Here is a 21,662-nt window from a genome sequence, read left to right as displayed (position 1 = left end):
ATTATATATAAGGAGAGAAGGAATCCTCAGCCGTCCTGGCGGATAGCCTCCACCGTGGCCTTCAGACCGGGGAGCAGGCGCTCCAGGCAGGGGAGGGCCAGCTCAGACCCGCCGGGCAGGTTGACCAGCACGGTCCGCTTCCGCATACCGGCGGTGGAGCGGTCCAGCATGGCGCCGTCGGACAGGTCGGCCAGGGCGCGGCGCAGGGCCTCGCATACGCCGGGCAGAGCCCGCTCGGTCACATCGGTGGTGGCCTCGGGGGTGCAGTCGTAGAGGGAGCAGCCGGTGCCGCCCATGGTGACCACCAGGTCGGCCAGACGGCTGTCGGCCAGGCGGGTGAGCTCGGCGGACAGCATGGCCCGGTCCCGGGGCAGCAGGGTGGTGGACACCAGCTCGAAGCCGGCCTTGACCAGCTGTTCGGCGGCGGCGGGGCCGGCGGTGTTCTGGCTGGTGCCGGCATAGATGCTGTCGCTGACGGTGATCAGGGCGGCCCGGAGCACGCCCTCAGGGACGGAGACGGTCTTGTTGGCGGAAGAGGATTCCATAATATTCACTCCAATCTCACGATAATAGTAACGCAGGAGAAAATCTGCCACAGCCTGGCAGTCAAAGGGCAGCTGGGGCACATCGCAGTGGGGAAGGGACAGGTCGGTCACCAGGGCCAGCACGGTGGACAGGTCGCAGGACGGCCCGTCGGAAAATCCGCTCCGCACCAGCTCCAGCTTGGGCCAGAAGCTGCGGGCAAAGCCCTCCATGAGGATCAGGTCCGCGTCCTGGAACTGGGCGATCAGGTGCTGCTCGGTGATCCTGTTCCGGCGGACCACCATGGACAGCTCCCCGTCGAACACGCCCACGGCGCTGGCGCCCGCCCGGCGGAAGACGGTGGAGTAGCGGTCGGGGCCGGACGGGTCCAGGGGACGGCTTTCCCGCTTGATGACGGCTGTTTTGACGCCCGCGACGGTGAGCCGGGGCAGGACACTGCGGATGAGCCAGCTTTTGCCGCACCCCTCCGGGCCACAGACCGCCACCACCACAGGGGTCTTCCGGATGGCGTCAGGTGGAGCGGGGGGACGGGGGATGGGATTCATGCGCTCCACCTCCAGAAAAAGGGACCGCCGTCTGGCGGTCCGACAAGAAAAGTATAGCAGAAACCGGGGGAAATTACAACAGGGAAGCGAAGGGGGACGGGCGCTGCCGGTCGTTGTCACAGGGGCGGGTATGTGGTAAAATACACGATATCAGAGAGCAAGCCGCCGGAGGGCGGCGGACAGAGAGGGAAGAACATGGAGCGCATGATACGGGGGCGGTTTGCCCCCAGCCCCAGCGGGCGGATGCACCTGGGGAATCTGTTTTCAGCTCTGCTGGCCTGGCTGTCGGTGCGGTCGGCGGGGGGCGTCCTGGTGCTGCGGATGGAGGACCTGGACCCGGACCGGTGCCGTCCGGAGTACGCGGAGCAGCTGGCGGAGGACCTGCTGTGGCTGGGCCTGGACTGGGACGAGGGCTACGGAAAAGGGGGCCCGGACGGGCCCTACCTCCAGAGCGAGCGCACACAGCAGTACGCCGCCGCCTTTGGCCGCCTGGAGGAGATGGGGCTGGTCTACCCCTGCTACTGTACCCGGGCGGAGCGGCTGGCGGCCAGTGCGCCCCACCGGTCGGACGGCCAGGCGGTGTACGGCGGCCGGTGCCGGAATCTGACGGCGGAGGAGCGCTCAGCGCTGGAGCAGGCGGGCCGCCGCCCCGCCTGGCGGCTGAAGGTGCCAGATGAGGTGTGGACCGTGGCCGACGGCCACATGGGCCGGTACGGGGAGAACCTGCTCCGGGACTGCGGGGACTTCATCATCCGCCGGTCCGACGGGGTGTACGCCTACCAGCTGGCTGTGGTGGTGGACGACGCCGCCATGGGGGTCAATCAGGTGGTACGGGGCATGGACCTGCTCTCCTCCACCCCCCGGCAGTGCTATCTCTACCACCTGCTGGGCCTGGAGCCGCCGGAGTTCCGCCATGTGCCCCTTCTGCTGGCGGAGGACGGCCGCCGCCTGTCCAAGCGGGACCACGACCTGGACATGGGGGCCCTGCGGGCGCGGTGGACGCCGGAGGAGCTGACGGGCCGTCTGGCTGTGGTGGCAGGGCTTCAGAGTGAGCCGGAGCCAGTGAGCCCCGCCGCCCTGGCGGAGGATTTTTCCTGGGACAGGGTGCCCCGGACCGACATCGTGGTGCCCAGGGGGCTGTTTGAATAGGGAATGAAAAGGCGGGAGGCACTGGCCTCCCGCCTTTCGCTGTCCGCTTCCAGAACTTGTGCCTTGTGCCATCCAGGGTGAATCGGTTACAATTTTGGTATCATTCAGCCAAAGGAAGTGAACAAATTGCGAAAAATTGTGACGCTGCTCCTGTGCCTGCTGCTGTTTGCCGGGCCTGCGGGGGCGGTGGAGGTACTGGTGGACGGTGTGCCGCTGGAGAGCGATGTGGACCCGGTGGTGGTCAACAGCACCACCTACGTGCCCCTGCGCTCGGCTGCGGAGGCCCTGCGGGAGGACGCCCAGGTGACCTGGGAGGGTCAGGCCGTGGTCCGGGCCAGCGGCCTGGAGCTGACTGCCGTCCCCGGGGCGCTCTATCTGGAGGCCAATGGCCGGGCCCTGTACATAGCCGGCGGCGTCCGGACGGCGTCGGGCCGGGTGCTGGTGCCGGTGCGGGTGCTGGCCAAGGCCATGGACGCCCGGGTGGACTGGGACGGGAGGACGGGCACCGTGCTCCTCACCTCGGGCACCGGGGCCATTGAGGACGCCTCCTTATATTATAAGGAAGACGAGGTCTATTGGCTCTCCCGCATCATCTCCGCCGAGAGCAGGGGGGAGCCGCTGCTGGGCAAGATCGCGGTGGGCAACGTGGTGCTCAACCGGGTGGCCCACGGGGATTTCTCCGCCACCATCTACGGCGTCATCTTTGACGACCGGTGGGGCGGGCAGTTTGAGCCGGTGAGCAACGGCACCATCTATCAGACGCCTACGGCGGAGAGCGTCCTGGCCGCCCGGCTGGTCCTGGACGGCGCCGACGCGGCGGGGGACAGCCTGTATTTCCTGGCGCCCGCCCTCACCAGCAACCACTGGATTATGGAGAACCGGACCTTTGTGCTGCGCATCGGGGCCCACTGGTTTTACCGCTGAATAAATCAAGACAAAAGTCTGTTTTCTACAGGCCGCGGCCCGCTGGAATTTCCGGCGGGCCGCGTGTTTTTGCTTGAAAACGAGAAAATTTTTTCAATTTGTGATTTAAAATTTTTGGAAACAGGTTAGCCGACAGCACCTTCCAGTTTTAAACAGGAATTTATACAAGTTTCATACAGAATATGTATATTAATGGAATTTACAAGAGCGGGGAAGAGGGGCGGAATGGAGGGCGGCGTCTGGACGGAGGAGAGAGGAAAGGGAAATAATGGGAGCAGTGAAAAGCCTTGGGGGACAAGGGATTGACCCTGTTTTGGACCTGGGGCAGGGCGGCGGCAGAGGGAGATGACACGGGCGGGTGCGTGGGCTGAAAAGAACTTGTTTTCCTTTTTTTGAAATAAAATGAGAATAAATGGGTAAAATACCAGATGAACGCACATATAGCCGTTACTATTTGTAACCGTCAAATTGCATGAAAAACGATCGAAACAAGCCTTTGACAAAACTTTCTCTTGCAAAATGTGAAAAGTGGGGTTACAATACGGTTACAAAAAACAACAAAACAGAAAACAGGAAACAGGAGTACATGTTATCATGAAGAAGCGATTGCTTTCCGCAGCCATGTGTCTGGCGCTGGTGTTCGCCCTTGCCAGCCAGGCTGCAGCCACGGAGACCCCCAGCATCACGCTGGATGGCGCTGCCCTTCAGATGGAAGTGGCCCCTATGGTGGTCAACCGAACCACCTATGTCTGTTACTGGCCCGTTGTCAAAGCCATGTATCCCGACGCCACGGCGGCCTGGGAGAATGACCGGGCGGTGGTCCGGGCCCAGGGCCTGGAGCTGACCATCCAGCTGGGCGCGCCCTACCTGGTGGCCAACGGCCGCTATCTCTACTTTGAGGGCGGCCCCCTCCTGCAGGACGGCAACATCATGGTCCCCATCCGCACCCTGGCTCAGGCCCTGGGCGCTGCGGTGACCTGGGAGAAGGCCTCCGGCTCGGTGGCTATCCAGTCGGGCTCCGGCCCCATCCTCTCCGGCGACCAGTACTACAACGCCGACAGCCTCTACTGGCTGTCCCACATCATCAACGCCGAGAGCGGCAACCAGCCCCTGGCGGGCAAGATCGCGGTGGGCAATGTGGTGCTCAACCGGGTCAACAGCCCCCTCTTCCCCAACACGGTGTACGGCGTGGTGTTCCAGCGCAATCAGTTCACCCCGGTGTCCAACGGCTCCATCTACCTGGAGCCCAACGCCGAGAGCGTGATTGCCGCGAAGCTGTGCCTGGACGGCGCCAACACCGCCGGCGCCAGCCTCTACTTCGTCAACCCCTACACCGCGCCCAACAGCTGGGCCTCCCGCAACCGGCCCTATGTGGCCACCATCGGCGCCCACGCCTTTTTCGCGTGACCCTCAAGAGCCCGGAAGCAACTGCTTCCGGGCTCTTGGCTTGTCTGCAAGACCTCTGTTCAAAAGCGACCGGCTGGAGGAGGGCGGGGGAGCGCGAGGGGGCAGCCGCCCGCCTCGCGTGGAATCGAATGCCCTGCAATGCCTTGCTGTGCAAGGCTTGCGGATAGCGGAGCGAGGACTTTTGTGCCGCTGTGCGGTGCAAAAGTAACGGCATCTTGAAGGCTGCCGAAAAAGTCCCTGGACTTTTTCGTCGGCCTGAGAGCCCGGAAGCAACTGCTTCCGGGCTCTTTCTTTCGCCATATCTCAATTTGCGTTCTCCGGGATTTGTGCTATAATGGTCGGAACGGAGCGCGGCGAGGGCCCCGCTCCATCTTCCATCCATGAACCGCTGTCCCTGAAAGGAGGAGGTTCCGCCTGTGAACGCAGCAATATCGCCCCAGGCCCTGCTGGACCAGCTGACCGCCCTGCTGGCCGCCAATCCGGAGCTGGGGGCCTGGTATACCGCCATCGTGCGCTTTGTGTTTCCCGTGCTGGCCCTGCTGATTCTCATCCGCTCCAACCGGTCCCTGCTGACGGTGCCCCATGTGCCCGAGGTATGGGCCTATCTCACCCTGCCCAACGGGGCCAGCGAGCCCCTGACCCACTGGGAGAACATCCTGGGCCGGGCCCCGGCTTCCGACGTGGTGCTGGGCTACCCCACCGTGTCCCGGCAGCACGCCGCCCTCATCCGGGCGGAGGACGACAGCTGGACGGTGTACGACCTGGACTCCAAGGGTGGCGTCACCGTCAACGGCAGGGAGGTGGAGGGCCAGGCCCCCGTGGCCTACGGCGACGTGCTGGCCCTGGGGGGCGTGGAGACCGTGCTGCTGGCCGTGTCCGAGGAGGAGCTGGAGGCCAGGAGGAAGGCCCGGAAGGCCCAGCGGCCCGTGTCCCCCTGGCTGGGGCTGGTGCTGCTCACCGTGTTTCAGGCCCTCACCGCCGTGCAGCTGGTGGTGGCCGAGGGGCAGGGGGCCTCGGTGGCCATCCCCACCACCTACCTGTGCCTGATGGCCGTCATGTGGGGCTACTTCATGTTCATGCGAGCCACAGGCCGGGTGGGCTTCGAGATGGAGACCATCGCCTTTTTCCTGTGCACCCTCTCCCTGGCGGTCACCGCCTCCAAGAACCCGGCGGGGCTGTTCAAGCAGTTCGCCGCCATCCTGCTGGGCCTGGCCCTCTTCGTGGTGCTGGGGCTCTTCATGCGGGACCTGGAGCGGGTGAAGAAGATCCGCTGGCTCATGGCGGCCGCCGCCATCTGCCTGTTGGGGGCCACCCTGGTGCTGGGCACCGGTCTCAACGGCGCGAAAAACTGGATCGTGCTGGGGGGCATGTCCTTCCAGCCCTCTGAGATCGCCAAGATCTGCTACATCTTCGCCGGGGCCGCCACCCTGGACCGGCTCTTCCGCAAGCGGAACCTGGGGCTGTTCATCGTCCTCACCGGGGCCTGCATGGGCTGCCTGGCCATTATGAGCGACTTCGGCACCGCGGCCATCTTCTTCGCCGCCTTCCTGGTCATCGCCTACCTCCGCTCGGGCGACTGGGCCACCCTGGGCCTCATCACCGCCGCGGGCATCGGCGCCGCCGCCGTGGTGGTCACCCTGAAGCCCTATATTCTCCGCCGCTTCGCCACCTGGGGCCACGCCTGGGAGTACGCCTCTTCCGGCGGCTTCCAGCAGACCCGCACCATGTCCGCCGCCGCCTCCGGCGGCCTGGTGGGCGTGGGCGCGGGGGAGGGCTGGCTCCAGCGGGTCAGCGCCTCTGAGACCGACCTGGTCTTCGGTATGCTCTGCGAGGAGTGGGGCCTCATCATCGCCGCCCTGGCGGTGGTGGCCATCGTCACCCTGGCCGTGTTCGCGGTCCGGTCCTGCCGGGCGGGCCGCTCCAGCTTCTACACCATCGCCGCCTGCGGCGCCGCCGGGCTCATGGTGGTTCAGACCTGCCTGAACGTGTTCGGCGCGGTGGACATCCTGCCCCTCACCGGCGTCACCTTCCCCTTTGTGTCGGTGGGCGGCTCGGCCATGATGGGCTCCTGGGGCCTGCTGGCCTTCCTCAAGGCCACCGACACCCGGCAGAACGCCAGCTTTGCCATCCGCCTGCCCGCCAAAAAACGGGGCAAGCGGCAGGCCGCGCCCGTCAGGCCGGAGGAGGAAAGCGACTGGGAGGAAGGAGATGAGCAGGCGTGAAACGGATTGAAAAACGGGCGGGCGTGTGCCTGATTCTGGCCGCCGCCCTGGTGCTGGGCCTGGGCTTCTACGCCCTGCGCTACCTGCTCTACGGCGGCAAGTGGGTGTCCCTGGCCGCCAACCGCCACCTCTACAACAGCGCCGGGCAGCTCTCGGTGGGCCGGGTGCTGGACCGGGACGGGGACGTGCTCTCCTGGGCCGACGAGAACGGCAACCGGTGCTACTACGACGGCGAGACCGTCCGCAAGGCCACCCTCCACGCCGTGGGGGACGCCTCGGGCAAGATCGGCACCGGGGCCCTGGTGGCCTTTGCCGACAAGCTGTCCGGCTACAACCCCATCACCGGCGCCTACAGCCTCCAGGGCACGGGCAACGACCTGTACCTGACTCTGGACGCCCGGTACAACTACATCGCCTACAACGCCCTGAACGGCCGGAAGGGCGCGGTAGGGGTGTACAATTACAAGACCGGCGAGATCCTCTGCATGGTCTCCACCCCCACCTTTGACCCGGCCAACCCGCCTGTCATCGAGGAAGGGGACGAGCAGTACGACGGCGTGTACCTCAATCGATTCCTGTCGGGCACCTTTGTGCCCGGCTCGGTGTTCAAGACGGTCACCCTGGCCGCCGCCATTGAGAACATCCCCGACCTGTTTGAGCGCCGCTGGACCTGTACCGGCTCCACCCAGGTGGGGGAGGGCGCCGTCACCTGCCCCTATGCCCATGGGGATATGGATATCTATGGGGCCCTGGCCTCCTCCTGCAACGGCGTGTTTGCGGAACTGGCCACTGAGCTGGGGCCGGAGGTGATGGCATCCTACGCCCAGAAGGCGGGGCTGACCTCCAGCTATCAGGTCAGCGGCATTCCCACCGCCAAGGGCCGCTTCGACCTGACCAGCGCCACGGTCAACGACCAGGGCTGGGCCGGCGTGGGCCAGTACAGCGACGCGGTAAACCCCTGCGCGCTGATGGTCTACATGGGGGCTATCGCCAGCGGCGGCAAGGCGGCGGTGCCCCAGCTGGTGCTCCGCACGGAGAACAGCCTGGGCTGGAGCCTGCCCTATTTCAAGCACACCACCGGCCGCCTCATCGAGTCGGACACGGCAGAGGTCCTGGCCGACATGATGGCCCGCAACGTCACCGAGACCTACGGTGCCTCCCGTTTCCCCAATATGGACATCTGCGCCAAGTCGGGCACAGCGGAGGTGGGGGGCGGCAAGGCCCCCAACGCCTGGTTCGCCGGCTTCCTGCGGGGCGAGGATACGCCCTACGCCTTTGTGGTGCTGGTGGAGAACGGCGGCAGCGGCGCGGATGTGGCGGGCGCTGTGGCAGCCCAGGTGCTGGATGCGGTGGTAAACGGATACTGAGCGGAGATGACATGTATGGACAATAAAGTGTACGCGGTGCGCTGTACCGACTACGCCCAGGCGGGCGAGAAGCTGGAAGCGCTGCTGGACATGATGGGCGGCATGGGCCGCTTTGCCAAGGCAGGGGAGACCCTGGCCCTGAAGGTGAACCTGCTGGAGTCCATCGCCCCCGACCGGGCGGTGACCACCCACCCGTCGGTGGTGGCGGCGGTGGCGGCCCAGACGGCCAGGGCAGGGGCAAAGGCGGTCATTCTGGACAGCCCCGGCGGCGGCCACTGGCAGAACAGCCCCGCCGCACTGGAGAAGCTCTACAACGTCACCGGCATGGCGGAGGCCGCCCGGCAGTCCGGGGCGGTGCTCAACTACGACATGAGCCGGGAACAGCGCTCTTTCCCCCAGGGGGAGCTGGTGCGCTCCTTTGAGGTGCTGTCCGCCCCCTTTCAGGCCGACGGAATTATCAACCTGTGCAAGCTGAAGACCCACATGTTCATGATGATGACCGGCGCGGTGAAGAACACCTTCGGCCTGATCCCCGGTCTGGCCAAGGCCGGGTGCCACACCCGGTTCCAGAGCAAGGAGCAGTTCGCCCACATGCTGCTGGACCTGTGCGCTCTGGCGGCGCCCCGGCTGTCGGTGATGGACGCGGTAGTGGGCATGGAAGGGGCTGGCCCAGGAGCTTCCGGCACGCCCCGGCCCGTGGGGCTGCTGCTGGCATCGGAGAACCCCCTGGCGCTGGACGTGGTCGCCGGCGCCGTCATGGGCCTGAGAAAGGCCGACAATCCGCTGCTGCTGGCGGCGGAGCAGCGGGAGCTGGGGCCGGTGGACCTGGACCAGGTGGAGCTCATCGGCCTGGACAAGACTGAACTGCCGGTGCCCGGTTACAGGCTGCCCCCCGCGCCCAAGGGGAACATGGTGGGGCTGCCGGCGGCGCTCAACCCCCTGGTGGATCTGGCCCGGCGGGCCCTGTCCGCCACGCCCCGGATGACCGAGGCCTGCGTGGGCTGCGGCATCTGCGCCGCCTCCTGCCCGGTGAAGGCCATCGCCGTGAAGAACCGCCGGGCCCGGATCAACACCGGCAAGTGTATCCGCTGCTACTGCTGCCACGAGCTGTGCCCCCACAAGGCGGTGGAGCTGCACACCGGCGTACTGTCCCGCCTGCTGCGGGGATAGCGAGAAAAAACGCGCGGAACCGGTAAAGCGGTTCCGCGCGTTTTATACTCCCTGGTTCAGCGCTCTTTCTCGTCGGTGAGGGCGGCGTAGAGCTCCTGGGGGTTGGAGACGATCTCCGTGGCGCCGTGGGAGAGGAGGAAGTCCCTGTCCCGGAAGCCCCAGCTCACCGAGATGCAGGGCAGGCCCGCGTTGCGGGCGGTGGCGATGTCCACGTCGGAGTCGCCGATGTACACGGCCCCCTCGGCGGGTACGCCCAGCTCCTGAAGGGCCTTGAACACAGTGTCGGGGGCGGGCTTGTGGGCCACGCCCTGGGACTCGCCGATGGCCACCGGGATCAACCCCTCAAAGTAGGTCTGACACAGGCCCTTGACGGCGCTGTCGAACTTGTTGGACACGATGGCCAGATGGAAACCCTCCTGGCCCAGGCGGGAGAGCATCTCCGTGATGCCGGGGTAGGGAGCGGTCTTGTTCTCCATATTAATAAAGTAGTGGGCCCGGAAATCGCTGAGGCATTTGGCGGTCAGGGCCTCCGGCGTGCCCTCGGGCACAGCCCGGGCGATGAGCTTGCCCACGCCGTTGCCCACAAAACAGCGGACCTCGTCCAGGTTGCGGCCGGGCAGGCCGTTGACCGCGAGGGCGTAATTGGTGCTGTCGGCCAGGTCCTGGAGGGTGTTCAGAAGGGTGCCGTCCAGGTCAAAGACCGCGGTATGATATCTCATGTAAATCCCCCGTTCCGCCGCGCTGGGCGGCGCAGATAGAGTAATGTTCCCCCCGGCAGGCGGGGGACGCCGCAGCCGCTGGCGGCCGCCCGGAGGGCGGGACGTCGGGCGCGCTCCCGGCGGCGGGATGCCTTCCGCCGGGACCTTTATTATAGGCCAGCACCGTGGAAAAATCAATCAGGCCGGAGGAGGTGGAGAGGAAAAAGATTTTTTCGCATTTCTGAAATTTACGCTTGACAATTCCGGCCGCCTCTGGTATTATTACATTCGTTCCGCACGGGACAAGCGCGGACCACAAGTCAATCATGGGGGTATAGCTCAGCTGGGAGCCTGATAAATTAAAAGTATGCCCCCAATGAGCAACCAACAATCGACAACTTCATACCGCGTACCCTATAAACTTCCGTTTTTGGAAGAATATGGGGGTATAGCTCAGCTGGGAGAGCGCTTGAATGGCATTCAAGAGGTCAGCGGTTCGATCCCGCTTATCTCCACCAAAGGGTACGCAAAAGGCTTGTTTTCGTGAGAAAACAAGCCTTTTCCCTTTTCTATGATGAAATCGGCATATCCCTGCCATCTCAGCACTCCCAAAAGGGGGGCGTTCCGTGTGAACGCCCCCCTTTTTTTGTGTCCCAAGTTGGGACGGATTTAAAATCGTTTTGAAGAAACTCGTCGGACCAATATTGTGCCATAGAGCCAAATCCAGCCCCTCTTGCCAACCAAACAGCAAGTTTAGATGATGTGACGCATTTGAATTATATGATACCCCCCCAACAAAACACCAATTATTGGATTATATACAATTTTTTATAAAAACGAAAACGGACTCATTTTATTCCGTTTCCATGGAATCCCCTTTCAAAGAATGGTAAAATTGGTTTGACTCATTAGTTAAATCTTCTACTCGTTTTTTCACTTTTCCTGAGAGATCCTCCGCAACTTGTTTCAAAAAATCCACAGATTTACCGCCGCCCCATTGATTGTTTTCGATTTCACTAACATATGTTTGTATAATAATTGGTAGTATTTCCATGTAAAGCATTACAAATAAAGTTGCTATACGTTCATCTTCATTTTCAAAACTTAAGTATTCTCCTTGATAACGTATAAAATCGCAAGAAACAACGTTCTTTATACTTAAAGCCATATCAATATTTTCATGTTTTCCATAGTTGATAGCCAATTTGATCTGATTGAGGTTTTGGCTTTCAAGCAAAAAAGAAAGTGTACTGATTATATTTATCACTGATTCTCCAACGGCACTGACTTTGGTTAATAAGTCCTCAGTGTCCCCCTTTATCCCTCGAATAGAATCAATAGTTAAATTTTGAAGATCTTCACTTTCACTGACGAATATATTTTCTCCTTTGTATACTTTACTGATTAGCCAAACAAACAAATCGTCTGTTAAATTTAGAGGACTTTTCTTAATTTCATTTTTTCCGCTGTAAGCTAATAATTTTCGGAGCATTGTCATTGCCCCCGTATTTCTTGTGACTATATATCGGATTTTGTCATTACATAAATATGGAATTATATAGCCTTCTTTTTTTACTTTATCATCTTCCATCCCTACCGAGAATTGTTCAAAAGAATACCGAAAGCAATTAAATGTCGTTTCTTTCCCATTAAATTTTAAGGTGCAGTCGTGTTCTAAAGATTTTTCAACATTCCAATTAATGTAACTAAGAGATGTACTAGATCGTTCATCATCATGCGGAGAAGTAAGTAATCGTTCAACTTCCTGTAAACTCGTCGTTTTTTCGTCGACCCATGTAGTTGTAGATAAATTAGGCATTAATGTACCTCCCTATTGCAAATCTTAATTTCATTTGTATCGAAACAAACCAACCATTTAGCAAAACCGTCAAGAAGTAATTGGGGGCGCAGAGTAATAGACAAAAATTCATCGTCTGCATTCTGGATAAATGGGATTTCTATAATTTGGCTGATTGATATGCTTTTTTGTCCATTATTTACAATAACCCTATCAAAGTGAAATGTGAGCAAATTATTCTCATATTTTAACACTCTATTACTGGATGGCACCTGAGAGGATAACCACTCAGGTAGACTAAACTGCAATTTAGATTTATATAGATAGTCGGGATTACCATTTAAAAGTATCTGACATTTAATTTTTGAAACATTCATTGTGGATGCACCACAAATTATCGTTGGGGTATTTTTTATGGTTTTTTCCTCTTCTTTTGTATAGAAAATGCAATTTATGGTGGCGCACAAACTGGAGCATTTTCTCTTGATACCTTCCCAAATTGCTTCACAGATGGCTAAATATATGGTTAATCCAAATTCAAATTTATACTCTTGTGGGACAATTGTCACATAATCAAAAATATTTAGGACGTTTAAACCTACTACTGCTATAAGTGGAATTAAAATTGCTTTAATTGCGGTCTGGACGCTAAATGGAATTTTCATCCTAAGCACCTCGCAATATACTCACTCAAAAAATCCGAAATTTTCTTGTAGTACTGCCTAGATGCTGTAAAAATTCCATTAACATAGAGAGAAAAATGTTCTCCTGACGGTTTCTCCATAAAAAGGGTGGACTTAATATCAATTGAATCTTCTTTTTGAAGAAACTCCATATAGCGTCGAAGGACAGACCAATATGCTTTATTTTGATAAAGGGAACTGAGCATTGATTTAATCGTTTCATCTAATTCGTCATCTTCGACTAAAAAATCAAATGACAAAATTTCTATATTTTTCTCTAGTAAAAAGTGTTCGCAAAGGCCCAGCATTATATCAGAAGTAATTATTATTTGTCGAAATCCTTGGCGTTGAGCATTGCGAATCAAATCATAATAGTTTTCATCAGCTTGATAGCAAATAGATAATACCCGTTTAGTTGAAATTTCTTGAAATAATTTTCCCTTTACAGTTTCCATTTTAGTTCCCCCAGCATGTTTCTATTGCCACCTATTTATATAACAGCGAACTATTAAACTTATTATATCAGAATTTACTCAGTACACAATGCCTCTGAGCCAATATTTGGCTCTTTTTTCATGGCCAAATGGAGGTGATAACATGAGCCAAGCAATTTCTTTTGATTATTTCTACGGCGGTCAGTCGGATGCTTTCAGCTACTACCGCATCCCCCGGCTGCTGATTACCGGCCAGCAATTCAAGGGGCTGTCCACGGACGCCAAACTGCTTTATGGGCTGCTGCTGGACCGTATGGGCCTGTCCTCCCGAAACGGCTGGTATGACGAGCTGGGCCGCGTTTATATTTACTATCCTCTGGACGAGATACAAGCCGACCTGAACTGCGGGCATGATAAAGCCGTCAAGCTGCTGGCCGAGCTGGATACCGGCAAGGGCATCGGCCTGATCGAGCGCGTCAAGCAGGGCCAAGGCCGTCCAGCCAAAATCTACGTCAAGCAGTTTACTACCGCCGAGATCCCCCAGCCGCCAGCACCGCCCCCCGAGCCGGAGGAACCGTACCCCAGACTTCTGAAAACCGGAAGTCAAGACTTCGGAATATCAGAAGTCTTGACTGCGGAAAACCAGACTTCAAGACTTCGGAAAAACGGAAGTGCAGACTTCGGAAAATCCGACGGAAGTTATAATAATATAATCTATCCTGAAAATAGTTATCTTGATCCATCTATCTATCCATCCCAAAGCATCGCAGTACGACAGATGGATAGATGCGAGGTCAGAGAAGAAGTGAAAGAGAACATCGAGTACCAGAGGCTTGCAGAGCAGTACGGCTATGAGGAAGTAGATGCAATCCTCGACCTTATCACCGACACGCTTTGCAGCACCAGCCCTACCATCCGCATTGGAGGCGGCGAGATTCCCATTGAGGCGGTAAAGGACCGTTTCTGGCGGCTGGAGCAGTCCCATATCGAGTATGTCTTTGACCGCATGAGGGAGAACACCACCAAGATCCGCAATATCCGAGGGTATCTGCTGACCGCCCTGTATAATGCCCCCGTTACCATCGGGCATTACTTTCAGGCCGAGGTACAGCATGACCTATACGGGCAGTAAAGCCAGCAGGCGTAGGAGGTGAAGTCAGCAAAACTGCATACTGCCTTTCGTTTTGCGTCCCAAGTTGGGACGCATTTTTGCTATCCGGGAACAAAAAGGAGGTATTCAATGCCCGAGAACAAAGAAATCCCCAATCAGAACACACTTTTCTCTTCCAACAGTCAATCCCATTCTCCCCCTAAACCCGCCGAACCGGCCAAGGCGCCAGATGCCAAAGCCGCGCCTGCCGCTGACGCCAAGAAACCCACCGAGCCAGCCAAGGGGCCGGATACCAAGACTCCGCCCGCCGCTGACGGTAAGAAACCCGCTGGACCGGCCAAGGGACCGGATGCCAAGGTTGCGCCTGCGGCTGACAGTAAGAAACCCGCCGAGCCAGCCAAGGGGCCGGATACCAAGACTCCGCCTACGACTGACGCCAAGAAACCCACCGAGCCACCCAAAGCGCCGGATACCAAGACTCCGCCCACCGCTGATACCAAGAAACCCACCGAGCCAGCCAAGGCACCGGATACTAAGGCTGCGCCTGAGGCTGATGCCAAGAAACCCACTGAGCCAGCCAAGGCACCAGATGCTAAGGCCCCGCCTGCGGCTGATGCCAAGAAACCCACCGAGCCACCCAAGGGGCCGGATGCCAAGGCTGCGCCTACGGCTGACGCCAAGAAACCCGCCGAACCGGCCAAGGCACCGGATACCAAGGCCCCGCCTGCCGCTGACGGCAAAAACCCCGCCGAGCAATCCAAGATACCGGATACCAAGACCACACCTGCCGCCGTCCCACCGAAAACCGCAGAGGCGGCGAAAGACCCGGTTAAGGGTGTAAAAATCACACAGATTTTTGCAGACCGTCTGGAAAAACCAGACGAAAAGGCGCTGAAGGACCTGCCTATCCCCCAAGAGGGCGAGGGCTTTTCCATCCGCCTGCATCCCGACTATTTCTTTGATTTTCTGGACCATCCCTTTACCGTCAACCGCGAGGTGGACGACTACAAGGAGCTGTTTGACTCCATCAAGGCCAACGGCATCAACGAGCCTGTCAAGGCCCGTCCCCGTGAGGGCGGCGGTCTGGAGCTGATCTCCGGCCACCGCCGCCATGACATTGCCAAGCAGCTGAATTACCCTGTCCCGGTCATCATCGAGCAGGTGGACACCAACGACGCCCAGATCGAGTGCGTGGACGGCAACCTGCACCGTCAGGATATTCCCACCTCAGAGCTGGCCCGCGCCGCCAAGATGAAGATGGAGGCGCTGGCCCGCAAGGCGGGCCGTCGTTCCAAAATGGACCAGCTCACCGGCCCTAGCAAGCGCACCGACCAGATTGTGGCCGAGGACATGGGGATGAGCCGCAACCAGGTCAACCGCCTTGTCCGCATCGACTCCCTTGTGCCGGAGCTGAAAAAGCGCGTGGACGATAAAAAGCTGGCGTTCAATACGGCGGTAGAGCTATCCTACTTGAAACCGGAGGAACAGGGCAAGGTTGCGGACTTTATCGAGGACAGCGGCCATTCCCCCACATTGGAGCAGGCTACCCAGCTGAAGGAGGCCAGCCGGGCGGCGCAGGAGGCGGAAAAGGCCGCCGCCAAAGCCCCTCCCGCGAAAGCACCGTCGTCCACCCCGCAGGCCCCGGCCCAAGGTGAGGAAAAGGCACCCGCACCGCTGGACACGAAAAAAATCGCCTCCATCGTCAAGGAAAAGCCTGAACCGGAACAGAAGTATATCTTTACCAGCACGGAGCTGAAGGAGTATTTTCCCAATGTTCGCCTGCCTACCACCAGTGAGGTCAAACGCAAAGTGTTTGACGCGCTGGATTTGCAGAAAAAAGTGCAGGAGCGCCAGCAGGCCAAGCAGGCCCTCAAGGACAGTATGAAAACCCCAGCCAGATAACGGTTTTGACAGCAGCGCCGAAAGGCGCTTTTTTTGTGTCAAAATCAAAAAAGGAGGATTTTTTATCTGAATGTTTTAGTAGTGGAACCGGGCTATGCCCCCTATGAAAAGGAGATCAATGGCCTGCGTGAGATGCAGGCTGTTGTGGGCGGGAGCATACAAGCTATTTATCCCTATCAGGAACCCGTCGCTATCGTCTGCAATGATGAAGGCATCTTAAAACACCTTCCATTCAACCGGAGCATCGAGGGCGGTTATGGCGGTGTGTTCGGCACGTTTTTTGTCTGCGGGCAGGGTGCGGAATCGTTCTGTTCGCTGACACCGGAGCAGGTCAAGACCTACAAACAGAAATTCCATCAGGCGGAAATCCTGTTGGGCGCAGCCGGAAATGAACCTATTACTCTGAAAGTGGAGCCGCGCACCAAAAATAAGCCCTCTAAAGGGCTTAGCCATCCCACCCCGCCGGGACGCGAGTAAGGCGGTGAATCCATGAACGACTACGAAGAACGAAAACAGGCCCGGATAGACCGTTACCGGGAGAAGGCAGAAAAGGCCCGCCAGCAGAGCAGCCAGCTTTCCCATGAATCTGTTTCCATGCTGGAGCACATTCCGCCCGGCCAGCCCATTTTGGTGGGCCATCACTCAGAGCGGGGGCACCGGAAGTTGCTGGAGCGGTCAGACCGGAAAATGGAGCAGTCCATCGCCGCATCGGAAAAGGCGGATTATTACGAGCATAAGGCAAGGGCAGCTGAGAGCAATACTGCTATTTCCTCAGATGACCCGGCGGCACTGGAAAAGTTGCAGGCCAAGCTGGCACGGTTACAGGAAAAGCAGACGTTTATGAAAACGGTCAACGCCTACTACCGCAAGCACCAGACCTGCCGGGGCTGTGAGGGCGTATCGCCTAAGCTGGCCGCAGAGCTGGATAACAGCATGGCGGACGCCTATTCATGGGTGACTGCCCCGTATCCCTCCTATGCCCTGTCCAACAACAATCAGGAGATCCACCGGATACAGGAGCGCATCAAGCAGTTGGAGCGCAACCGGGACGTTGGTTTTCAGGGCTGGGAGTTTGAAGGCGGCCATGTCGAGGCCAACGCGGACTTAAACCGCCTGCAAATCTTTTTTGACGAGATCCCCCCGGCTGAAACCCGCAAAGAGCTGAAAAGCCGGGGCTTTCACTGGGCGAGGAGCGAGGGGGCATGGCAGCGCCAGCTCACCCGCGACGCCATCTATGCCGCCAGCCGGATACCTGCCATCTGCCCCACAGACGGGACAGACCCCCGGAAACTTCAACCCACAGCCAAGAGCAAGAACACACCGGAACGATAGGAGGAACCGACTATGAACGTCATCAACGCCAGCATCACCAAGATGGAAGAAATCGAGATTTTTGGTATCCCCGCTCTCTATACGCCCCACAAGGTCAGCCGTCAGACCGTCCATCTGGGGATGTACTGCTACGAGTTGCAGGCGGCCCCGGAGGATTGGTGCCAGCCCCGCCGCCTGATGAACGAGGTGGACGAGGGCTTTTACGGTACCGTCCTCACCCCTGTCCCGGTGGAGGGCGCAGACGGCGAGGGCCTTGCCATCGGGCCGGAGGACTTTAAGGACGAGCTGGGGATCGGCAGCTACACCCCCGCCGAGTTCGAGGACAAATACCTGTCCCCCCACTATGACCCCCTGCGGCTGGAACAAATCTATGGAAAGGCAGATTGAAGGAAAATCTCCTGTCAATCCAGCCGTTGAGAGGCGCCAGCGGACAGCGACGCCTCCGGCGTCGCTGTCCGCGCAAGTACGGCATTTGTGCCACAAACGCCACTTGTCAGGGGGATACCCCCTGAAACCCCACTCGAAATGCGTCCCAAGTTGGGACAGATAAACTTACACGCAGAGAGGATGATGCCATGAGAACAAGGCCCCGCTGTATCGGCCTGTGGCTGAACGACGCAGAGCATGAACACCTCATGCGCCAATGCGCCGCTACCGGCCTCAACGCCAATGCACATATCCGCAAGCTCATCATGGGCGAGAACCTGCGCCCACGCCCGCCGGATGCCTATGCCGCCCTGCTGCGGGAGCTGTCCGCCATCGGCAACAACATCAACCAGCTGGCCCATCAGGCCAATGCCCGGGGTGAGGCTACCCGCGCTGAGATCCATGCAGCGTCAGAGCTGGTGCAGCAGGCGTGGTGGCTGGTACGGGAGGCGGTGTAGTGGCCTATGACAAAATCATCCCCGTAAGAGCAAGGCTGGATCACTGTGCCGATTATGTACTCAACCCGGAGAAAACCAGCCTGCCGGATGGAGGCCCCCGCCTTGCCACCGCAATCAACTGCCAGCTGGATACCGCCTACTGGGACATGATGGCTACCAAGCGCCGCTGGGGCAAGAGCGGCGGCGTGCAGGGCTACCATATCATCCATTCCTACACTCCCGGCGAGGTGACGCCCATGGAGGCCCACGAAATGGGAGTGGAGCTGGCCCAAAGGCTGCTGGGTGATAAATACGAGGTCATCGTTTCCACCCATTTGGACCACGATCACCTCCACTGTCATATCCTGTTCAACTCCGTAGGATTCATGGACGGCGCTAAATTCCGCAACAACTTTCAGGACTACTACCGGGATATTCGGGGCATCTCCAACGAGGTGAGCCGCGCCCACGGCGTTTCCGTCATTGAGCCGGAGGCCAAGGGAGAGCACTATGCGGAATGGAGCGCCGGGCAGAGCGGCAAGGCCACGGTGCGGGGCCTGATCCGGCAGGACATGGACGCCGCTATCAACAGCGCTTTTACCTATCAGACCTTTTGGGAGCAGCTTGCCAGGATGGGCTATACCATCAAGCGCGGCCCCAATGTAAAGCACACCGCCGTCCGGCCGCCGGGCGGCGCTCGCTTTATCCGCCTTGCCAGTCTGGGGGACGGCTATACGGAGGATGCCATCAAGGAGCGGCTGGCCGGGGTGCGGCGTGGGGAATCTCCCATAGCGGCATCGCCCCCGAAACCACCGTCCCGGCGCTATGCCGTTAAAAATGGGCTGCTGCCACGCCGCCCCCATCAAAAATTAAAGGGCTTTCGCGCCCTGTACGTCCACTATCTGTATCTGTTAGGCATCCGCAGGCCCTCCCCCAAGCGTCCGCCCCTGCCCTTCAGCGTCCGCAAGGAGGTCACACGGCTGAACCGCTATGTAGCGCAATTCCGCTTTTTGCAGGCCAACCGCGTAGACAACGCAGCGCAGCTCGCTATGCTGGGGGACGCTTTACAGGCGGAGATAGACGCCCTGACGGACCAGCGGAAAGACCTGTATCGCCGCAAACGGCGGGGGCAGGACGTGGACGGCGAGATACAGGCCATTACACAGAAATTGCGCCCCCTGCGCCAAAAGCTCAAGACCTGCGGCCAGATTGAACAGGCTGTCAGCCATATCCGGTCACAGACGGAGCTTTGCAGGGACGCGCAGAGAAAGGAGCAGGAACATCAAAAAGCCATTACTAAAACTCGTCAAGCAAGATCTCAAAAATTTTCTCCGCCTGATCGGTGATTGCCGTCCCACCTTAGACCCGGACAGCCTGCGGCTGGATATTCAAAAACTGGAGCGCTGTGAGGCTGCGGACTACCTGTTTCTGGTCCGCCGGGAGAAATCCTATCTGTTCCCCATCGAGGAGGTCTATGTGCCGGAGCAGTACGCCTACCTCTGCTGGACGGCCTACACCCTGTTCCCGGATATGCCGGTGGACGCCTTTTATTTCCATGTGGAGGATACCGAGATCGGGATACGCGGCACGATTACCCTGCTGGATTACGGGCAGTCCGCAGCAGATGTGTTACAGGTGGCGGAATATCCATTGGAAAAGCGTGCCGCCCATGTCCTGCACCAGATGAAACACTGGCGGGAGCACGCCAAGCTCTGCACCGTCGCGGAGATGGTGGCGGCGATGGGAGGTGAGCCGAAGTGGATGTGAGCGGCGAAGTGGCGGACCTGATGGTAAAGGAGAGCCTGCAAGCTGGGGAAACTGCGGTCAAACTGGCGGCGTCCGGCATTAAGAATGTCGCCGCCCTGCTGATTGCTTTAGCCCAGTCAGACCGCAAGATCATCGGGAAAACCAGCATCAAGAAACTGACAAAGGACCCGTCCCCAGCCATGGTCCTGCCCCTCAAAGCCAAGGATGTGGAGCAGTTTTCCAAGTTGGCGAAAGAGTACGGCGTCCTGTACGTTATCGCCCGTCCCAAGGGGAAAGAGGGCGCGGATGTGGACATCATCTCCAATGAGCGGTACTCCGCCAAGCTCAACGCCTTATTTCAGGCCATGGGCTACCCGCTGCCTGAGCAGCAGAAGGAGCAGGATAAGGAATCCAAGGAGGGCGACGCAAAAAAAGCCGCCTCCCGCGCTCAACAAGGGAGATCCTCGCCCGAGCGCGGGAATGGCTCGAAACCGCAGACGAGGACAATTAAATCCGCTTTGTCGGAAAAGGCGGAGCAACCGACAGAGGGCAAGCCCTCTGTCCGGGGCCGTCTGGCCGCGCTGCAAGCGGCCTCCAAGAGCATGGAGAAATCTACCCCCGTGCGGCAGAAGGAGCGCACACGCTGAAAACCACTACATCATTTTATAAGGAGGAATTGGCATCGCTAATCTTGCAGACATTATTTCTCAGAAAAACGCCAGTGATGAGCGCTGGAAGTTTGAACGGCAGGCCGAGCGCGACAACGCCACGGCCATGCAGGACGCCGGCATCATGGAGATCGCCAGCAATCCCGAGGCGTATGTCCGGTATCTGGAGCTTCAGGGGGACAATCCCCATTACAGCCCCGGCAACATCGCCCTCGCCATGTTCCAAAATCCCGAAGTGACGCAGTTCGGCACCCGAGAGAAGTGGAAAACCATGGGCCGCAGCGTCAAGGACAGCGAGGCCGGAAAGAGCTTTCAGATCTTCTCCCGCGGTTCCTTTGGCAAAGGCTATGTGCTGGCCCCCGCCTATGACATTTCCCAGACCTATGGGCGGGAGGTCAAAAAGGTCACGCTGGAAAACGGCTCGCCGGAGATGGAAAAGGCTCTGACCACCGTGCTCAACTACTCCGTCGTGCCGGTGGTCATCGACGGAGGGCTGGACTGCCCGGCCTACTATGACGCAGACAAGATGGAGCTGGCAGTCAACCCGGATTACCCGGACAACGAGGCGTTTGCCGCCATCGCCGCCGAGGTAGCCCATTCCCGGCTGCACGCCAAGTGAGTAAACGCCTATTACACCCGCGCCGAGTGTGATTTGGACGCCCAGAGCATTTCCTGTATCCTGTGCCGCCGATTCGGCGTGGAGCGCAGTATGCCGGACCTGTCCCGTCTGGGGGAACTGTACAGCGGATGGGCGACGCCGGAGGTACGGCAGGCGCTGGACAGCGTGCAGGATATGAGCAAGAAGATGGTGAACTCCATTGAGCGCAATATCGCGCCCCCTGAGCACACACGGGGAAATCCAGTCAAGCGGCCGGAACGGTAAGGGTGTTATCTCCCCTGCGGGGAGGGTATCCCGCCGCCTGCCCGCCGTCAAGGCCGGACGATTGCTGGCGCAATCGCCCGCGAGCCGCCCCCTTGCGGGGGCGGGCCTTGACTGCGGCCATCCGGCAGGATAGCGGACACCAAGGGGATAACACCCTCACAGGGCGCGCCTTGCGCGCCCTGTGTCCATGCTGGGGGCGGGTGCGCCGCCCGTCAGC

At 59.1% G+C, this 21,662-nt stretch carries 22 protein-coding genes and 1 tRNA gene; 18 read left to right on the top strand and 5 right to left on the bottom strand.

Going from position 1 to position 21,662, the window contains the following annotated elements:
- Positions 1-26: 26 nt before the first annotated feature.
- A complete protein-coding gene (locus WMO64_RS02525; RefSeq protein WP_349230899.1) occupies positions 27-1,088 on the bottom strand; it encodes a molybdopterin-guanine dinucleotide biosynthesis protein MobB in 1,062 nt (353 codons plus the stop codon).
- Positions 1,089-1,283: 195 nt separating this feature from the next.
- On the opposite strand from WMO64_RS02525, the gene gluQRS reads away from it, so the two are divergent.
- The 6 genes from gluQRS (at position 1,284) to WMO64_RS02495 (ending at position 9,327) form a co-directional block, all read left to right on the top strand.
- On the top strand, positions 1,284-2,237 hold the full coding sequence (gene gluQRS / locus WMO64_RS02520; RefSeq protein WP_349230898.1) for a tRNA glutamyl-Q(34) synthetase GluQRS: 954 nt from the start codon (positions 1,284-1,286) through the stop codon (positions 2,235-2,237).
- Positions 2,238-2,354: 117 nt separating this feature from the next.
- A complete protein-coding gene (locus WMO64_RS02515; RefSeq protein WP_435412043.1) occupies positions 2,355-3,161 on the top strand; it encodes a cell wall hydrolase in 807 nt (268 codons plus the stop codon).
- 594 nt (positions 3,162-3,755) lie between these two features.
- Positions 3,756-4,568, top strand: coding sequence for a cell wall hydrolase (locus WMO64_RS02510; protein ID WP_349230896.1), 813 nt, complete (start codon positions 3,756-3,758; stop codon positions 4,566-4,568).
- A 416-nt stretch (positions 4,569-4,984) separates the two neighbouring features.
- A complete protein-coding gene (locus WMO64_RS02505; RefSeq protein WP_349230895.1) occupies positions 4,985-6,790 on the top strand; it encodes an FtsW/RodA/SpoVE family cell cycle protein in 1,806 nt (601 codons plus the stop codon).
- Entirely contained in the window at positions 6,787-8,157 is a 1,371-nt protein-coding gene (locus WMO64_RS02500; protein ID WP_294522602.1) for a penicillin-binding transpeptidase domain-containing protein, read from the top strand. The genes WMO64_RS02505 and WMO64_RS02500 overlap by 4 nt, the downstream gene beginning before the upstream one ends.
- 15 nt (positions 8,158-8,172) lie before the next feature.
- On the top strand, positions 8,173-9,327 hold the full coding sequence (locus tag WMO64_RS02495) for a DUF362 domain-containing protein (RefSeq protein ID WP_349230894.1): 1,155 nt from the start codon (positions 8,173-8,175) through the stop codon (positions 9,325-9,327).
- 56 nt (positions 9,328-9,383) lie between these two features.
- Here the strand turns inward: WMO64_RS02495 and WMO64_RS02490 are convergent, their stop codons facing one another.
- Complete coding sequence (locus tag WMO64_RS02490; protein WP_294522595.1) at positions 9,384-10,046, bottom strand: HAD family hydrolase; 663 nt, start codon at positions 10,044-10,046, stop codon at positions 9,384-9,386.
- Positions 10,047-10,467: 421 nt separating this feature from the next.
- Between WMO64_RS02490 and WMO64_RS02485 the strand changes: the two genes are divergently transcribed.
- Positions 10,468-10,543 (top strand) — tRNA-Ala (locus WMO64_RS02485).
- 335 nt (positions 10,544-10,878) lie between these two features.
- Here WMO64_RS02485 and WMO64_RS02480 read toward each other — a convergent pair.
- From WMO64_RS02480 to WMO64_RS02470, 3 genes are read right to left on the bottom strand one after another with little or no spacing between them, the layout of a single operon-like run.
- On the bottom strand, positions 10,879-11,844 hold the full coding sequence (locus WMO64_RS02480) for a hypothetical protein (RefSeq protein ID WP_349230893.1): 966 nt from the start codon (positions 11,842-11,844) through the stop codon (positions 10,879-10,881).
- Entirely contained in the window at positions 11,844-12,488 is a 645-nt protein-coding gene (locus tag WMO64_RS02475) for a hypothetical protein (RefSeq protein ID WP_349230892.1), read from the bottom strand. The genes WMO64_RS02480 and WMO64_RS02475 overlap by 1 nt, the downstream gene beginning before the upstream one ends.
- A complete protein-coding gene (locus WMO64_RS02470; protein WP_349230891.1) occupies positions 12,485-12,961 on the bottom strand; it encodes a hypothetical protein in 477 nt (158 codons plus the stop codon). The genes WMO64_RS02475 and WMO64_RS02470 overlap by 4 nt, the downstream gene beginning before the upstream one ends.
- Positions 12,962-13,103: 142 nt before the next feature.
- Between WMO64_RS02470 and WMO64_RS02465 the strand changes: the two genes are divergently transcribed.
- From WMO64_RS02465 to WMO64_RS02415, 11 genes are all read left to right on the top strand, one after another.
- Positions 13,104-14,072: a replication initiator protein A gene (locus WMO64_RS02465; protein WP_349230890.1), complete on the top strand. Its 969-nt coding sequence runs from the start codon at positions 13,104-13,106 to the stop codon at positions 14,070-14,072.
- Between the two features lie 108 nt (positions 14,073-14,180).
- Positions 14,181-15,953, top strand: coding sequence for a ParB/RepB/Spo0J family partition protein (locus WMO64_RS02460; RefSeq protein WP_349230889.1), 1,773 nt, complete (start codon positions 14,181-14,183; stop codon positions 15,951-15,953).
- Positions 15,954-16,034: 81 nt separating this feature from the next.
- Positions 16,035-16,430 carry a DUF3846 domain-containing protein gene (locus tag WMO64_RS02455; RefSeq protein ID WP_349230888.1) on the top strand — a complete coding sequence of 132 codons (396 nt, stop codon included), beginning with the start codon at positions 16,035-16,037 and terminating at the stop codon, positions 16,428-16,430.
- 12 nt (positions 16,431-16,442) lie between these two features.
- Positions 16,443-17,285: a DUF3560 domain-containing protein gene (locus WMO64_RS02450; protein ID WP_349230887.1), complete on the top strand. Its 843-nt coding sequence runs from the start codon at positions 16,443-16,445 to the stop codon at positions 17,283-17,285.
- A 12-nt stretch (positions 17,286-17,297) separates the two neighbouring features.
- A complete protein-coding gene (locus WMO64_RS02445) occupies positions 17,298-17,672 on the top strand; it encodes an LPD28 domain-containing protein (protein ID WP_349230886.1) in 375 nt (124 codons plus the stop codon).
- Positions 17,673-17,860: 188 nt separating this feature from the next.
- Positions 17,861-18,169 carry a plasmid mobilization protein gene (locus WMO64_RS02440; protein WP_349230885.1) on the top strand — a complete coding sequence of 103 codons (309 nt, stop codon included), beginning with the start codon at positions 17,861-17,863 and terminating at the stop codon, positions 18,167-18,169.
- Positions 18,169-19,494: a relaxase/mobilization nuclease domain-containing protein gene (locus WMO64_RS02435; protein ID WP_349230884.1), complete on the top strand. Its 1,326-nt coding sequence runs from the start codon at positions 18,169-18,171 to the stop codon at positions 19,492-19,494. Before WMO64_RS02440 ends, WMO64_RS02435 begins: the two co-directional genes overlap by 1 nt.
- 130 nt (positions 19,495-19,624) lie before the next feature.
- On the top strand, positions 19,625-19,915 hold the full coding sequence (locus WMO64_RS02430) for a hypothetical protein (RefSeq protein ID WP_349230883.1): 291 nt from the start codon (positions 19,625-19,627) through the stop codon (positions 19,913-19,915).
- Complete coding sequence (locus WMO64_RS02425; RefSeq protein WP_349230882.1) at positions 19,906-20,541, top strand: PcfB family protein; 636 nt, start codon at positions 19,906-19,908, stop codon at positions 20,539-20,541. Before WMO64_RS02430 ends, WMO64_RS02425 begins: the two co-directional genes overlap by 10 nt.
- A gap of 145 nt (positions 20,542-20,686) precedes the next feature.
- A complete protein-coding gene (locus WMO64_RS02420; protein WP_349230881.1) occupies positions 20,687-21,181 on the top strand; it encodes a hypothetical protein in 495 nt (164 codons plus the stop codon).
- 90 nt (positions 21,182-21,271) lie between these two features.
- Complete coding sequence (locus WMO64_RS02415) at positions 21,272-21,445, top strand: hypothetical protein (RefSeq protein WP_349230880.1); 174 nt, start codon at positions 21,272-21,274, stop codon at positions 21,443-21,445.
- Positions 21,446-21,662: the final 217 nt, after the last annotated feature.

This window comes from Pseudoflavonifractor intestinihominis (genome assembly GCF_040096055.1).
GTDB lineage: Bacteria > Bacillota > Clostridia > Oscillospirales > Oscillospiraceae > Pseudoflavonifractor > Pseudoflavonifractor intestinihominis.
This window is presented reverse-complemented; position numbering and strand designations above follow the sequence as displayed.

Coding starts and splice junctions, on each gene's coding strand:
- gluQRS (WP_349230898.1), top strand. CDS start 1,284: ATGGAGCGCATGATACGGGGGCGGTTTGCCCCCAGCCCCAGCGGGCGG.
- WMO64_RS02450 (WP_349230887.1), top strand. CDS start 16,443: ATGAACGACTACGAAGAACGAAAACAGGCCCGGATAGACCGTTACCGG.
- WMO64_RS02470 (WP_349230891.1), bottom strand. CDS start 12,961: ATGGAAACTGTAAAGGGAAAATTATTTCAAGAAATTTCAACTAAACGG.
- WMO64_RS02445 (WP_349230886.1), top strand. CDS start 17,298: ATGAACGTCATCAACGCCAGCATCACCAAGATGGAAGAAATCGAGATT.
- WMO64_RS02525 (WP_349230899.1), bottom strand. CDS start 1,088: ATGAATCCCATCCCCCGTCCCCCCGCTCCACCTGACGCCATCCGGAAG.
- WMO64_RS02440 (WP_349230885.1), top strand. CDS start 17,861: ATGAGAACAAGGCCCCGCTGTATCGGCCTGTGGCTGAACGACGCAGAG.
- WMO64_RS02420 (WP_349230881.1), top strand. CDS start 20,687: ATGGAGATCGCCAGCAATCCCGAGGCGTATGTCCGGTATCTGGAGCTT.
- WMO64_RS02475 (WP_349230892.1), bottom strand. CDS start 12,488: ATGAAAATTCCATTTAGCGTCCAGACCGCAATTAAAGCAATTTTAATT.
- WMO64_RS02415 (WP_349230880.1), top strand. CDS start 21,272: ATGCCGGACCTGTCCCGTCTGGGGGAACTGTACAGCGGATGGGCGACG.
- WMO64_RS02465 (WP_349230890.1), top strand. CDS start 13,104: ATGAGCCAAGCAATTTCTTTTGATTATTTCTACGGCGGTCAGTCGGAT.
- WMO64_RS02490 (WP_294522595.1), bottom strand. CDS start 10,046: ATGAGATATCATACCGCGGTCTTTGACCTGGACGGCACCCTTCTGAAC.
- WMO64_RS02510 (WP_349230896.1), top strand. CDS start 3,756: ATGAAGAAGCGATTGCTTTCCGCAGCCATGTGTCTGGCGCTGGTGTTC.
- WMO64_RS02460 (WP_349230889.1), top strand. CDS start 14,181: ATGCCCGAGAACAAAGAAATCCCCAATCAGAACACACTTTTCTCTTCC.
- WMO64_RS02480 (WP_349230893.1), bottom strand. CDS start 11,844: ATGCCTAATTTATCTACAACTACATGGGTCGACGAAAAAACGACGAGT.
- WMO64_RS02495 (WP_349230894.1), top strand. CDS start 8,173: ATGGACAATAAAGTGTACGCGGTGCGCTGTACCGACTACGCCCAGGCG.